This is a genomic window from Pelobacter propionicus DSM 2379 (genome assembly GCF_000015045.1).
In the GTDB taxonomy this organism is placed as follows: Bacteria; Desulfobacterota; Desulfuromonadia; order Geobacterales; family Pseudopelobacteraceae; genus Pseudopelobacter; species Pseudopelobacter propionicus.
Map to the genome: position 1 here is coordinate 2215909 of NC_008609.1, position 14634 is coordinate 2230542.

Sequence of the window (14634 nt, forward strand, 5' to 3'; positions counted from 1 at the left end):
GAGCATGCTCCATGAATATGCAGGCAATGTGGAGATAAAGAGGAAATCGGCGCCCGGTGGCGGAGCAGCCGATACCAGTTGGAATTTCAGGGCGCTTGACACCCCCTCCTGGTTTTACGACTTCCATACCAGTCTGATTGCGGCGGCGCAGAAACAGGCCAGCGACAACCAGCCAGCAACGGGATGGGCCATCCCCCGCAGGTAGAAGGCCAGGGCCACCAGCAGGGCGACCCAGGCCAGCTGTCGCAGCCAGACCTGCACGGGGCGCACCAGGGCGCGGCGGTCCTCGTCGGTCAGGCGTACGATCAATTCACCCTGCTGCAGGGTGTCCACCAGATGACGGGCCCTGACCATGGTCAGCGGCAACTGGGCCAGTTCGTGCACCACCACCCCCCACAGGCTGTCGCGCTCGCCCAGGGCGCGGGTCAGGTTGGCCTTGAGGATAGGCAGTACATCCTTGATGCCATTGAAGTTCTCGATATAACGGGTGCCCAGCCCCTCGATGATAGAGCTTGCCCGCATGACATAGATGATCTCCTGGGGCAGTTTAAAGGGGTACTCTTTCAGGGTTTCCATCACGCCGAAGGCCAGCTCCTGCATGGAGGTGGCCTTCAGGTGCTCGTTGTCGAAGATGCTGAAGAGATCTTCCGTCAATCCGGTCAACTCCTCACGGGGGGCGTTGTCGGTAATGATTCCCAGCTTGCGGGCCGCATGTACCAGCATTTCAAAATCCCGCTCGCCGGCGGCCTTGACCACATTGATCATGGCCAGACGGGTGGCGTTGGAGATCCTGCTGACCATGCCGAAATCAAGCAGCACCAGTTCCCCCCCCGGGGTAACCAGCAGATTGCCCGGATGCGGGTCGGCATGGAAGAGCCCCTTGACCAGCATCTGCTCGGTGTAGAACAGCACCAGCTTTTCCATCAGCCCCTCGAAGGGGATATTCAGGCGGCTCAACCCTTCCCGGTCGTCGAAGCGCACCCCCTCCTCGAAACTCATCACCAACGCATCGCGCGAGCAGTAGTCGGGCCAGGGAACGGGCAGTCGAACAGACGAAGCGGCATAGATCTGACGGAACCGCTCCAGGTTGGAAAGTTCGACCCGCATGTCCACCTCCTGCAGGATGGTACGACGGAACGCCGCCAGCACCGCTTCGATGGAGTTGCGGGTGTATTCAGAAAACAATGGCTGCAGCAGGGCCAGAACCCACCCCAGCAGGCGAATGTCCTCGCGCACCACCAGTTCGATCCGGTTGCGCAACAGCTTGACCGCCACCAGTTCGCCATTGTGCAGTCGGGCGCGGTGAACCTGGCCGATGGAGGCGCATGCCAAGGGTTCCTGGTCGAAGCTGCCGAAACAGTCCCCCTTGCCGAAAGCCCGGCCAAAGACCTCCTGAAAATCCTGGCGCGGCATGGGCGAGAGCTGGTCATGCAGCTGCTGCAGGGCCCGCAGGTAGCTTGCGTCGAAGAAATCCGCCCTGGTGGCCAGCACCTGGGCCAGCTTGATGAAGCTGGCTCCCAGCCCTTCGATGGCCGCCACCAGCACTCCCGGCGCCAGGGGCCCCATCCCCAGCCAGTCGGGCCGTCTGCGGATCAGGAGAAATATGGTCAGCAGCACCCGGAAGACGGTGTAGATTCTGGCCGGGTGGTAGAGCCGGATAAGCAGGAGCAGTCTGGACACCGGATCAGGACTGCCCCTGACGGAGTTTTTCCAGCTCTTCCCGCAGGGCCTCGACTTCGGCGCGGGTTGCCAGCCCCAGTTCATCGATGGTCTCTTTGAGCAGTTCCCTGAGAGTTCCCTTTACCTGCTCACGCCCCTCGCTTCCCCGTGCCACTGCCTGGTCGAAAAACTCCCGCGCCTTGCGATCGTTTTCCTCGCAGTAGCTGCGCGCCGATTCTCCGGCCTGTTCGATCTTCTCCTTGGCCATCAGCGCACTGCCCAGTCCGAAAAAAAACAGCTGCTCCAGTTTGTCTTTCATGATGAGTTCCTCCCCTCTCCTTTCGTGCAGATATCGCATACGCTCCGTACATGAATGTTCAGCTGTATTATCTCACAGTTTCATAAAAACGGGAGACGGGACACCAACTTCGTTCCCACTACGCAGGTACCCGACGCCTTAAGCATTCGCCCGTAAAAGCGGCCGCCCAGCTCCACACCTGCCCGAATCCGATGCCCCATTCCCGGACTATTCCAACAATGAATGCGTCTCTCCCACGCACTCCGCGCACCTGATTGAACAGTTCCCTGCCGCCTATTCACTCTCCACACCTCCCCAGCCCCCTCTCCACGCGCTGGCGCGGCACGTTTTTCATAACCACCACTAATTACGAATAAAATACCGTTACACCCCCTTTCCTTGACACTGTATCTTGGCATGATGCATAATCCCCGACGCATCGATTCAGCGGGAGGCAGTACCCATGGAACCATCCGAAACCAGCCAGCACCCCCCTCAAGCCCCCTTCGTCCATCTTCATGTTCACACCCAGTACTCGCTGCTGGACGGCGCCATCCGCCTGGAGGACCTGATCGCCAAGGCCAAGGCCCACAACATGCCGGCCCTGGCCATCACCGACCACGGCAACATGTTCGGCGCCGTGGAATTCTACCTGAAATGCAAGAAGGCCGGCATCAAGCCGCTGATCGGTTGCGAGGTGTACATCGCCCCCGACTCCCGCTTCTCCCGCGAGAGCACCAGGGGCATCTCCGAAGCTGCCTACCACCTGATTCTTTTATGCGAAAACATGCAGGGTTACCGGAACCTCTCCTACCTGACCTCAGCCGGCTACAAGGAGGGATTCTACTACCGTCCCCGCATCGACCGCGAGCTGCTGCAGGAGCATAGCGAGGGGCTGATCGCCCTGTCGGCCTGTCTCAAAGGTGAGGTTGCCATGCAGTGCTTCCGGGACCGTATGGACGACGCCCTGGAGACCGCCCGCTGGTACAGTCAGCTCTTCCCGGATCGTTACTACATCGAGCTGCAGGAGAACACCCTTCCCGAGCAGGACGTCGTCAACAAGCGCCTGATGGAGGTGGCCGCGACGCTTCAGCTGCCGCTGGTTGCCACCAACGACTGCCACTACCTGAACCGCGAGGATGCCCGCGCCCACGAGGTGCTGCTCTGCATCCAGACCGGCAAGACCATGAGCGATCCCAGCCACATGAAGTTCTCGGCGGAGGAGTTCTATGTCAAGAGCCCGGAGGAGATGGTCGCCGCCTTCGGCTACGCCCCCGAGGCGGTGTCCAACACCCTGAAAATCGCCGATCGCTGCGACCTGAAGCTCCCCCTGGACACCGGTGAGTACCACTTCCCCCACTTCGACCCGCCAGCCGGCAAGAACCACGACGATATGCTGGAGGAGCTGGCCGTGCAGGGGTTGAAGGAACGCATGGTCACCATCCTGGCCAAATACCCGGACATGAGCCTGGAGCGCCGGCAGGCCTACTTTGAACGTCTGCAGATCGAACTGAAGTGCATCCGCGAGATGCAGTTCCCGGCCTACTTCCTGATTGTGTCCGACTTCATCACCTGGGCCAAGAACAAGGGCATCCCGGTGGGACCGGGCAGGGGTTCGGCCGCGGGATCGCTCGTGGCCTACGCCATCCGCATCACCGACCTGGACCCACTGCCCTACAACCTGCTGTTCGAGCGCTTCCTCAACCCGGAACGCATCACCATGCCCGATATAGACGTGGACTTCTGCCAGGACCGCCGCGAAGAGGTGATCCAGTACGTGATTGAGAAGTACGGCCGGGAGCGGGTCTGCCAAATCATCACCTTCGGGACCATGAAGGCCAAGGCGGTGGTGCGCGACGTTGGCCGTGCCCTGAACATGACCTACGGCGACGTGGACAGGATCGCCAAGCTGATCCCGGACGACCTGAAGATGACCCTGGCCAAGGCGCTCAAGCAGGAGCCGCAACTGAATGAGATGGCGGAACGCGATCCCCAGGTCAGGGACCTGCTGGACACGGCCCTCTGTCTGGAGGGACTGACCCGCCACGCATCCACCCACGCCGCCGGCGTGGTGGTGGCCCCCCGCCAGCTGGAGGAATTCTTGCCGGTGTACAAGGACCAGAAGACCGGCTCCATCAACACCCAGTACTCCATGAAGTACGTGGAGATGGTAGGCCTGGTGAAGTTCGACTTCCTGGGCTTAAAGAACCTGACCGTGATCGAAAACGCGGTCCATCTTGTGCGGGCCGGCAAGGATCCGGATTTCGACATCACCCGCCTCAGGGACGACGACAGTGAGAGCTATGACCTGATCTCCAGCGGCAACACCACCGGCATCTTCCAGCTGGAATCCAGCGGCATGAAGGAGATGCTGGTCAAGTTGAAACCTTCCTGCTTCGAGGACGTGATCGCCGCCTGCGCCCTCTACCGCCCCGGCCCCCTGGGGTGCGGCATGGTGGACGAGTTCATCGAGCGCAAGCATGGCCGCCAGAAGGTTGTCTACGACCTGCCACAGTTGGAGCCGATCCTGAAAGACACCTATGGGGTCATCGTCTATCAGGAACAGGTCATGCAGATCTCGCGCACCCTGGCCGGCTACTCCCTGGGCCGCGCCGACCTCTTGCGCCGCGCCATGGGCAAGAAGGATCCCGCGGTCATGGCCAAGGAGAAGGAACCGTTCCTGGAGGGGGCCAAGGCCCAGGGGATCGACCCCAAGAAAGCCGAGGCGATTTTCGACCAGATGGCCAAGTTCGCCGAATATGGCTTCAACAAGTCCCACTCGGCAGCCTATGCCCTGATCGCCTACCAGACAGCCTGGCTCAAGTCCCACTACCCGGTGGAGTTCCTGGCTGCGCTCCTGACCTGCGACATGGACAGCACCGACAAGGTGATCAAGAACATCAACGACTGCCGCGAACAGGGGATCGAGGTGCTGCCGCCGGATGTGAACAAGTCCGGACTCACCTTCACCGTGGTGGGCAACTCCATGCGCTTCGGTCTTGGGGCGGTCAAGGGGGTCGGCACCGGCGCGGTGGAGGCCATCCTGGAGGCCCGCCAGGATGGCCCCTTCAAGGATGTCTACGACTTCTGCGAGCGGGTTGACATGCGCCGCTCTAACAAGAAGGTTCTGGAGGCGCTGATCAAGTGCGGCGCCTTCGACTCCACCAACGCCCCCCGGGCGGCTATGATGGAGGGGCTGGAAACGGCCATGAACTTCGGCCAGCGCATCCAGCAGGAGCGTGCCAGCGCCCAGGTTTCACTGTTCGGCGACGACGAGGTGGCGCGGAGCGGCGGTAACGGCCACAGGCTCCCCGACGTACCGGAATGGCACGACAAGGAGAAGCTGGCCCTGGAGAAGGAGGCCCTGGGCTTCCTGATCACCGGCCATCCCCTGGACCGCTACGTGGACGACATCAAGCGGCTGAACTGCGTGGAGATTTCCCGCCTGACGGAACAGGCCGACGGCGGCGAGATACGGGTCTGCGGAATCGTTTCCTCTCTTAAGGAGATCACCACCAAGAAGGGTGACCGCATGGGTTTCGTTACCATCGAGGATCTGACCGGTTCCGTGGAGGTGACGGTCTTTTCGGACATCTACACAAGCGCCGTCTCCCTGCTGAAAGGGGACGACCCCCTGCTGATCGACGGCAAGCTGGAGCGGGGAGAGAAAGGAGCCAAGATACTGGTGCGCGGCCAGAGCGAAGGAGCCAGCGAATGGCAGCTGAAACAGCGCGGCCCGGCCGGCGACATCCGCCACCTGCTGGACGTGCGTGCCCAGAGCACCAAACGGGTCGTATTCACCCTGCTCACGGACGAGACCCCGCCGGAGCACCTGGAGGTTCTGAAAGGGATCATTGAGCGCCACCAGGGGAGCGTGCCGACGGAAATCCAGTTCCTGATTCCCCAGCGCAGCCGGTCCACCCTGGCGCTGCCGGAAAGCATGAATGTGGCGGCCAGCGATGATTTAAGGCTGGAAGTGGAACGGTTGTTCGGCTATAATGCCGCTTCTTTCGAGTGATTTTTCTTATGAATCCGCCACGGAGCGGGAACGGGGCGCTGCCGGAAACGGCATGCAGGTCCTTTTTTTGCGTTTCCCGCTGCTGCGGCCACACACGAGGTACAACTCCTATGGCAGTTCAGCATAATCTGGAATTCGAAAAACCGATCGTCGAACTGGAACAGAAGATCGAGGAGCTCAACCAGTTGTCACGCGAGGGACTGGATATCGGCGCCGACGTTGCGGCCCTGGAGAGCCGCGTGGAAGCAATGCGGAAGGAGATCTTCTCCGGCCTCTCCCGCTGGCAAACCGCCCAGGTGGCGCGCCACATCAACCGCCCCTTCACGTTGGACTATATCAGGGAGATCTTCACCGATTTCACCGAACTGCACGGCGACCGCACCTTTGGCGACGACACCGCCATCGTGGGCGGCCTGGCCCGACTGGACGGCCGGCCGGTGATGGTCATGGGGCACCAGAAAGGTCGCGACACCAAGGAAAAGGTCTTCCGCAACTTCGGCATGCCCAACCCGGAGGGATACCGCAAGGCGCTGCGCCTGATGAAGATGGCCGAGCAGTTCAGGCTCCCGGTGATCACCTTCGTGGACACACCCGGCGCCTACCCCGGTATCGGCGCCGAGGAGCGCGGCCAGGCCGAGGCCATTGCCCGCAACCTGCGCGACATGGCCAGCCTGAAGACACCGGTCGTTGTCTGCATCACCGGCGAAGGCGGTTCGGGCGGTGCCCTGGCCATCGCTGTCGGCAACCGGGTGCTGATGCTGGAACACTCGGTCTACTCGGTCATCTCGCCCGAGGGGTGCGCAGCCATCCTCTGGTCCGACGGCAGCAAGGGCGCCCAGGCCGCCGATGCCCTCAAGCTGACCGCCCAGGATATCATCAGCCTGGGAGTCATCGACGAGATCGTACCGGAGCCGGTGGGAGGCGCCCACCGCGACCACGCGACAACAACGGCCAACCTGAAGCAGGCCATTCTACGCAACCTGGCCAGCCTGGCCAATCTCTCCGACGACGCACTGCTGGAGGACCGTTACCGGAAGTTCCGGGCCATGTCACAGTTCGTGGAGTGACCGAACATTCACCGGAATCACTCGTTGGAACGGGGGCACAGCCCCCGTTTTGATTTTTCAGACCGATAGAACGCGGATTTGGCTGATGAGCGCGGATCATTCCAAATGTCACATTGCGGCTGGTGATTGTCACCGGTCTTCAGGCTTTTGGTTTATCCGCGTTAATCCGTTTTTTTCGATTTTTCCGCGTTCCATTTTATAAGGAGCGGCAATGCAGGAACGCTTACAGAAACTCATTTCCCAGGCCGGCATCGCCTCGCGCCGGGCAGCGGAAGAGATGATCCTGGCCGGCCGGGTAACGGTGAACGGCCTGGTTGTCACCGAACTGGGCAGCAAGGCCGACCCGACCGTGGACAGCATAGCCGTGGACGGCAGGCCGGTCAAACCGGCAAGCCAGCACCTGTACATCCTGCTCAACAAGCCGGCCGGCTTCATGACCACCCTGGACGATCCTGAGGGACGCCAGGTGGTGACCGACCTGCTGCCGGAGATCAAGGAGCGGGTCTACCCGGTGGGGCGGCTGGATTACAACACCGAAGGGCTGCTGCTTTTGACCAACGACGGCGACTGGGCCAACAAACTGATGCACCCGCGCCACGAGATCGAAAAGGAGTACCACGTCAGAGTGCGGGGCAAGGTGCACCAGAGTCAGATCGACCAGTTGAAGAACGGCGTTGATCTGGACGGCAGGCCCACAGCACCGGCCCAGGTGCGGCTGATCAAGGATGGCGAGCAGAACGACTGGCTCTCCATCACCATCCACGAGGGGCGCAACCGCCAGGTTCGGCGCATGTGCGAGGCGGTCAGCCTGTCGGTGGTGCGGTTGAAGCGGGTACGCTACGGTGCCCTGGAGATGCGCGGCCTCAAGCCGGGCCAGCACCGGCTGCTGACCGAGGCCGAGGCCAGGGCGCTGCTGACTCCGGGAGCAGGGTTACGGTCGGCGGAGGCGCCGAGGGAGAAGAGAGCCAGAAACGCCGGCCAGCCCCCCCGGGAGACGCGGGGACGCGGAAAGAAGCCGACAACCTGAATTACGGTTGCACAAAAAACGCCAGGGGTTTCCCTGGCGTTTTTTATCACGGTGCACGTCAATTCCAGCCAAATAAGGCTCTATTAAAAGTCGATCCGCCATATGCCGGAGGCGACATCGGCCAGGCGGGTCTGACGGGATTCAATTTTTCTCTCATCCCATTCGTCATAGTGCTCGGCAACCGCCCTGGTGATCTGGAAGTCACTTGTTGAATAAACGGCTCTTTTACTCTCGTACGCGCCGTTGCCAAGCTGCCGATTGCACGTGGCCTCCAAAGGCGTCATGTTTCCAAGACGATAGATCAGGCGCTCCTGTTTGGTTTCTTCGATATGCGACCATGCCTCGGAAGGACTTTCAGGTAGAACGTGCTCAAGGTTGTAGGTTGCGCTTTCAAAATCGAAGTTGTGCCCTGATTGCTGCTTTTCAATCTGGAATAGAATGTAACGGACGACCTTGCGGTTCCTGGAGTTGGTGGTGCGCAGCTCTTTTTCGGCAAAAGCCGCCTTGAACTGTCTGTCATCGGGATAAACGTCCTTCAAGACGTCAAGTACCGCCTGAGTTATGGAAAGGGAACCATCCGCCACCTTCCAGGCCACTTCGTTGTAGGTGCGCTCCTGCTCATGGGTTTGAAGATTACAAATGACGTTGTATCTGAATGAAATAACGGCGACTGCCCGTACTATGCGGGTAAAAATGCCTCGATCCGTTTCCGCAAAACGCTCATAGCATGCCAGCAGCATGGCAAGCGGCTGGCGCACATTGAACATGATCAGCTGCTGCAAGGCCAGGTATTCATCTTCATTCCAGAAGGCTTTCTGTGGATCTCGCAGCGCCGCATACACTTCCGCGCTTCTGTCAAGCCCCCGTAGCAGTTCAAATGTCTGGTCGCGTGTCGTAATCCTGCGGCGAATGGTCTTGAACAGGTCGGCCTTACGTACCAGCCGATTCTTGCTGTTCCAGTAAACCCTCAAAAATTCTGGAAAGCTCTCGCTCCCCAACAATCCCACGATACGCTCCCAGCGTTCCTCCAGCGACTTCAACTCCATTTCGTGCGAATCACCGGCACTGACAATCGAAAAAAGGTAGTTTTTCAGCAGATCCGTAGCGGAGAGACGAACCCCGCGAGCATTCAGTGTTTCAAATACTTTAAAGGCATTCAGTTCATCGGTAACCGTGATTACGGTAAAAAAGAGCTTGTCCACAAGTGTGTCAATGAATGCAGCCAGCGTTTCTCCGCTCTCGGCCCGTTGCCCGGCATATGTTTTGATTTTTTCCTTGAACCAAATAAATGCCTTTCTCAACTGATGTTCCGACGCATTCAGTCCCCGTTGCGGCAGTGATTCCAAGGGAACCAGATAGGTTTGATAAAAGCGGTTGTTATGGCGATTCAGTTCCAGCTTGGAGCGCGGCACAAGTGAAACAGGGTCAACATAACCGATATAACTATTCTGCAGGTTGTCCCTACGTCTCCGGTTCTTGTCCGCATCAATCCCGGCGCCCACAAGATCCTTCAGGTGTCCGAGAGCGGCCAGGATCATCACGCTGATGGTAGTAAGGCGCTGTTGGCCATCAATGATATCAAAGCGTTTGCTATCGGGTGATTGTAGTACCAGATAGCCCATGTAATGGGCCGGATCCCCATCTTCTTCCAGTAAGGCGACCATGTCCTGCCACAGGTCGTCCCATTCATCCTCTCCCCATGAATAATCCCGCTGAAAGGGAGGCACACGATAGACGAGGCCGTTTCCCAATAACTGACGAAACGTCTGGTTTGCCGTGTTAAAGTTCATCGCCGACATTTATTCCTCCCCGCCATTCCCTCAAGACAATGATGACATGAACTCGACTATATCACCGTCCACCATGACATCCCCTGGATCAAGATTGAAAAACTTGGTTTTGAGCTTGGTCCCCGCGAAGGAGCGGCAGCGGCTGAGGGCAATGTACGCCTGTCCGGGGGGGAATGCCGCGTCCGAGAGATCGATGTGCACCTGATCCAGGGTCACCCCCTGGGCTTTGTGGATGCTGAGCGCCCAGGCATGACGCAGCGGAATCTGTTCGATGGTTCCGGTAACCGTCGACTCTATCTTCCCCGTTTCCCGACTGTAGGAATACGTGATCAGCTCCCATACCGCAGGGAGTACCCGCAGACTCCTGCCGTCGTCGGCTCGAATCAAGACCGCCTCATCTTCCAGTTCCACGACCGTTCCCATGGTTCCGTTCAGAAGCTCTGCACTGATGTCCCGGCAGCAGATGACGCGAGCCCCCACCCGCAGCAGGAGGTTTTCCTCGCAGGGGAAATTGTACTCAGGGTTGTTGATGTTGAGCGCCGAGCCAGTGCGTTTCGCCCGGTACTCCTGCCGGGGGCCGGGAAGCCGGTAGAACTCCCTGTTGTTGTAATATCCGGCTTCATCACCGCGCCAAGTCAGCATGGTATGGAACGGACGGAAAAAGGGGTCGAAATCAGTGTCTGCCATGCACTGCTGCAGGAGGTCGAGTTTTCCGGTGTGGACATCGTTTGTGCGGATGCAACCCAGCAGATCGAGAAAGTCCTGCTCGGCCTGGCGGAACCGTGTTTTCAACTCCAGCCTGCGCGGGTTGATTTCCCCGTAGACGCTGGAGTTCCAGAAATAAAAGGGGCCCGGGTATCCGGCCCGCTCCAGGGATTGTCGTTCCCCATCGCTCACCACTGGAGGGAGCTGGCAGGGGTCACCCACCAGGATGACCTGAACGCCTCCGAATGGCAACTCTTTGTCCCTGCCGTTTCTGCGCATGAAATGGTCCAGGCCGTCCAGCAGGTCGCAGCGAACCTGGCTTACCTCGTCAACGATGATGGTATCTATTGCCCGTATCAGATGCTTTTCGGTGATTTCCCCGACGCTGTCCCTCGTTATCACCGTCGGCGGGAACCGGGTCAGTGAATGGATGGTAACGCCCTGGGCGGTGATGGCGGCGAGTCCGGTGGGAGCCACCACGACGACATTTTTCCCCGTCAGGCGGCGGAACAGTCCGATCAGGGTCGATTTCCCGGTTCCTGCCTGGCCGGTGACAAAGAAGTGCCCGCTGCTCTGCTCCATTTCAGTCAGCAGCGGCCGCCACTCCTCGGGGACCGGGAGATCTGCCTCAGGCCCGGCAACACCGGTCTGTTGAGCTGAGTCATGGGACGAATGGTCCTGGGGTTCCCGGGGCATCGGTGGCGACTGTTCGAACGACGGTTCTTTTCCCAATAACTTCCGTATCCATGTGATCATAGGTTTCCCGCCATCCGCGTGGAGGTGCTGTTTCTTGGCTCGGCTTCCCATCTGAATCCTCTGGGCCGTAGCCAATCTACACAAGGCGAAAGAAGGGGTCAATTTTTTATTGGGCGCCATCCCCTCCCCATCGTGCACCAGAACCCCTTGCCGTGCACGATTGCGCCAGACCCAACGAAAAACGGCTGCATACTTACACGCGGATTCCCAGAAATGTCAATTATTGTCCAGTTAGATCGTACCACTGGCGAGGGATGTGCAAAAGCCCGCACCGGAGTCCGCCGGACAGGGCAACAAAGAGGTCAACCAGGCAATGAATCCGTTGTTTTTCCGTAACAATCTGTGGCATACTTCATCAGTGCTTTACACCATCGCAAGTTCAGGTATACTGCACGAGTTTTTTTCATTATACTGCCTCACTCCCACGAGAAGCATGGATGCGCCCAAGAAGCGGATCCGCTTCCTCCGGCACATACCCACGAAGCCCGCGTCAGCACGGCGCGGGCTTTCTTTGTCGTTAGTCACGCGGTTTTTGCACGCTCCCGTTTGTACCCCACGGGAGCGGATTTTTCACGGAACAGGATACATATATCTATGAGCAACAAGAAGTTATCGGCTGGAGACATTATCGATGCCCGCTGCACACGCTGCCGCGACGTTCTCAATCACAGGATCGTCGCCATGGTCGAAGACAAGGTGGTGCGGGTGGAGTGCAACACCTGCGGCGGCACGCACAACTACTACCCGCCACCAACGCCAAAGACAGCCAGGACCGCGGGAACCGGCACCACGGCGAAAAAGACGTCCGCAACCGCCCCGCGCGCGCCGAAGAGGGATCCCCAGCAGTCGGATCGCGAAGAATGGCAGGCGCTCCGCACCAGCATGCGCATCGACCGGGCCATCGCCTACACCATGAACGGGAAATACCGTACGGACGACCTGCTGGACCATCCCGTCTTCGGTCTCGGCGTGGTGAAAGTGGTCATCCCTCCCAACAAGATGCAGGTACTGTTCGAAGATGGCACCAAACTGCTGCGTTGCCAGTGACGCGCCCGGTTCCAGGGCGTTTCCCCGGAATCAGAGGATCTGATGTGGTGAAGAGCGACTCCAACGTTACTACCCGTCATAGCGAAATTCCGTCATCCCCGGCTGGAAACGGCCGCATCGTGGCCCATCACGGCATCTCCGTGGAGGTTCTCTTCCAGGGCGAACAGCGCCGCATGGTGCGCGTCAAGCGCAACTCGGGGCATGTGGTGGGCGACGAGGTGTCAGTCAACGGCGAACTGCTGACGCGTCTCCCCCGGGCAACGGAATTGCGACGCCGCGACGCCCGGGGCGGCGTCCATCTGGTGGCGGCCAACCTGGACGCGCTGGGCATCGTGATGGCGCCGCTCTCCCCCGGCAGGTTCATCGACCGGGCCATCGTCACCTCCCGCACGGCCCGGCTGACCCCTTTCCTGGTCATCAACAAGTGCGACCTCGGCGAGGCTCATCAACTGGCCGCACGCCTCCGGGAGACCTATGCCGCTTCCCTGCCGCTCTTTCCCTTGAGCGCGACCACGGGCGAAGGACTCCTCCCCCTGCGTGAATATCTGGCAACCGGGCGGTGCGGCGTCTTTATCGGCAGCACCGGAGTAGGCAAGAGTTCGCTCATGAACGCCCTCTGCCCCCATATCAAGCTGGCAGTGGGCAGCGTGGGTGATTACCGGAGCATGGGGAGACACACCACCACCGTCTCCACCCTGCACAGCCTTGACGGCGGCGGAGAACTGGTGGATACCCCCGGCTTCCGCGATTTCGGCCTGGTGGACATCTCGCCCCAGGATTTGGCGGCCCATTTTCCCGGATTCGAAGAGGCCGGCTCGGAATCCTGCCGCTTCAGCAACTGCCGCCACCGCTCGGAACCGGGCTGTAGCGTACTCCGCTCGCTGCAGCAGGGACGGATCACCCGGGAGCGCTACGCCAGCTTCCTGGAACTGCTGGACGAAGTGGAGGCCGAAGAGGAGAAGAAACGCGTCAGGGGGTGGCGCTCGTGAGCGGCATGACCGGCGCCCCCACGGGGCAAACGCGCAAACAACGGATCCTGGACCAGATCATCCAGCAACTCTCCCGCGACCTGGAGCTGCTGCTGTCGGCAGCCAGGACAGCCCACGAGGCCTCGATCCACGAGGACAACGTCCCCGAGAACAAGTACGACACGATGGGGCTGGAGGCTTCCTACGTGGCCCAGGGCCAGGCCAATCGCGGCCAGGAGATCAGGCAGGCGGTGCAGGAATACCGGTTCCTGACCCTGCACCCCTTTGACGACGACAGCCCCATCCGCCTGACCGCCCTGGTTACCCTGCGAGCGGGAGACGACGGCACCGCCAAGAACGTCTTCATCGGTCCCCGCGAAGGGGGCCTGAAGGTCATGGATCAGGGTGAAGAGGTCATGGTGATCACCCCCGCCTCCCCCCTGGGGAGGAGCCTGATCGGCCGGCAACAGGGCGACTGCATCGAAACGGGGAGCGGCGCCGGCATAAGGGAATACGAGATCGTCCAGGTCGGCTGAGGCTCGAGCCCCTATCGTTCCTGGTACATTCGGCAGAACATGAGAGGCGGGAGGAAGACATGGCGCTACCCTGGAAAACAATCGAGAGTGTTGCCACGGACGAGGGCATTCTGGAACTGCGCCAACGCGGCGAAAGGGACTTCCTGATCATGATCGGCACCCAGGTGCTGATGAACAGCCTCTCCAACCGTTCCGAGCTGGAACTGGGCCGACTGGCCTGCCAACAGCTGAAACCCCATCCCTGTCCACGGGTGCTGGTGGGAGGACTGGGCATGGGGTTCACCCTCAGGGCGGTGCTGGACTCACTGCCGGACAGTGCCGGCGTGGTGGTGGCCGAACTGAATCCGATTGTCCATGACTGGTGCCGTGCCCCCCTGGCCGGACTCACCGACAGCGCCGTCTCCGACCCGCGGGTAAGCGTACGGATAACCGACGTGGCCGAACTGATCCGCGCCAGTTCCGGCGATGAACAGCGCTTCGACGCCATCGTGCTCGACCTGTACCGGGGCCCCCACGCCAAAACCGACCCGGTCAACGACCCACTCTACGGCAGCCGGGCCATTGCCAGCGCCAGGGCGGCGCTCAATCCGGGCGGCATGCTGGCCGTGTGGGGCGAAGCCTACGACGAGGGTTTTCACAAGCGACTGCAGAAGGCAGGCTTCACGGTCACCACCCGCCGCCCCGGCCGGGGCGGACTGCGCCATGCGGTTTTTCTGGCAGAGCTGCGGACACAATGAGAGACTGAGCCCGCTCTCCATACATT

At 60.3% G+C, this 14634-nt stretch carries 11 protein-coding genes; 7 read left to right on the forward strand and 4 right to left on the reverse strand.

Annotated features, from left to right (window positions below):
* Window positions 1-114 precede the first annotated feature (114 nt).
* Both PPRO_RS10250 and PPRO_RS10255 read right to left on the reverse strand, forming a co-directional pair.
* A complete protein-coding gene (locus tag PPRO_RS10250; protein ID WP_011735940.1) occupies window positions 115-1680 on the reverse strand; it encodes an ABC1 kinase family protein in 1566 nt (521 codons plus the stop codon).
* A gap of 4 nt (window positions 1681-1684) precedes the next feature.
* On the reverse strand, window positions 1685-1978 hold the full coding sequence (locus PPRO_RS10255) for a hypothetical protein (protein ID WP_041532255.1): 294 nt from the start codon (window positions 1976-1978) through the stop codon (window positions 1685-1687).
* Between the two features lie 442 nt (window positions 1979-2420).
* Here PPRO_RS10255 and dnaE point away from each other — a divergent pair, with 442 nt between their 5' ends.
* From dnaE to PPRO_RS10270, 3 genes are all read left to right on the forward strand, one after another.
* Window positions 2421-5975 carry a DNA polymerase III subunit alpha gene (gene dnaE, locus PPRO_RS10260; RefSeq protein WP_011735942.1) on the forward strand — a complete coding sequence of 1185 codons (3555 nt, stop codon included), beginning with the start codon at window positions 2421-2423 and terminating at the stop codon, window positions 5973-5975.
* Window positions 5976-6085: 110 nt separating this feature from the next.
* A complete protein-coding gene (locus tag PPRO_RS10265) occupies window positions 6086-7042 on the forward strand; it encodes an acetyl-CoA carboxylase carboxyltransferase subunit alpha (RefSeq protein ID WP_011735943.1) in 957 nt (318 codons plus the stop codon).
* Between the two features lie 211 nt (window positions 7043-7253).
* Entirely contained in the window at window positions 7254-8069 is an 816-nt protein-coding gene (locus PPRO_RS10270; protein WP_011735944.1) for a pseudouridine synthase, read from the forward strand.
* Window positions 8070-8152: 83 nt separating this feature from the next.
* Here the strand turns inward: PPRO_RS10270 and PPRO_RS10275 are convergent, their stop codons facing one another.
* Together PPRO_RS10275 and PPRO_RS10280 are read right to left on the reverse strand one after the other, a co-directional pair.
* Window positions 8153-9868: a DUF262 domain-containing protein gene (locus tag PPRO_RS10275; RefSeq protein WP_011735945.1), complete on the reverse strand. Its 1716-nt coding sequence runs from the start codon at window positions 9866-9868 to the stop codon at window positions 8153-8155.
* Between the two features lie 21 nt (window positions 9869-9889).
* Window positions 9890-11320, reverse strand: a complete 1431-nt coding sequence (locus PPRO_RS10280) for an ATP-dependent DNA helicase (RefSeq protein WP_198138259.1) — start codon at window positions 11318-11320, stop codon at window positions 9890-9892.
* A gap of 594 nt (window positions 11321-11914) precedes the next feature.
* Here PPRO_RS10280 and PPRO_RS10285 point away from each other — a divergent pair.
* From PPRO_RS10285 to PPRO_RS10300, 4 genes are read left to right on the forward strand one after another with little or no spacing between them, the layout of a single operon-like run.
* Window positions 11915-12367: a hypothetical protein gene (locus tag PPRO_RS10285; protein WP_011735947.1), complete on the forward strand. Its 453-nt coding sequence runs from the start codon at window positions 11915-11917 to the stop codon at window positions 12365-12367.
* Between the two features lie 44 nt (window positions 12368-12411).
* Complete coding sequence (gene rsgA, locus PPRO_RS10290) at window positions 12412-13356, forward strand: ribosome small subunit-dependent GTPase A (protein WP_232286635.1); 945 nt, start codon at window positions 12412-12414, stop codon at window positions 13354-13356.
* 5 nt (window positions 13357-13361) lie between these two features.
* Window positions 13362-13871 carry a GreA/GreB family elongation factor gene (locus tag PPRO_RS10295; RefSeq protein ID WP_041532733.1) on the forward strand — a complete coding sequence of 170 codons (510 nt, stop codon included), beginning with the start codon at window positions 13362-13364 and terminating at the stop codon, window positions 13869-13871.
* A gap of 59 nt (window positions 13872-13930) precedes the next feature.
* Entirely contained in the window at window positions 13931-14608 is a 678-nt protein-coding gene (locus PPRO_RS10300) for a spermidine synthase (RefSeq protein WP_011735950.1), read from the forward strand.
* Window positions 14609-14634 lie beyond the last annotated feature (26 nt).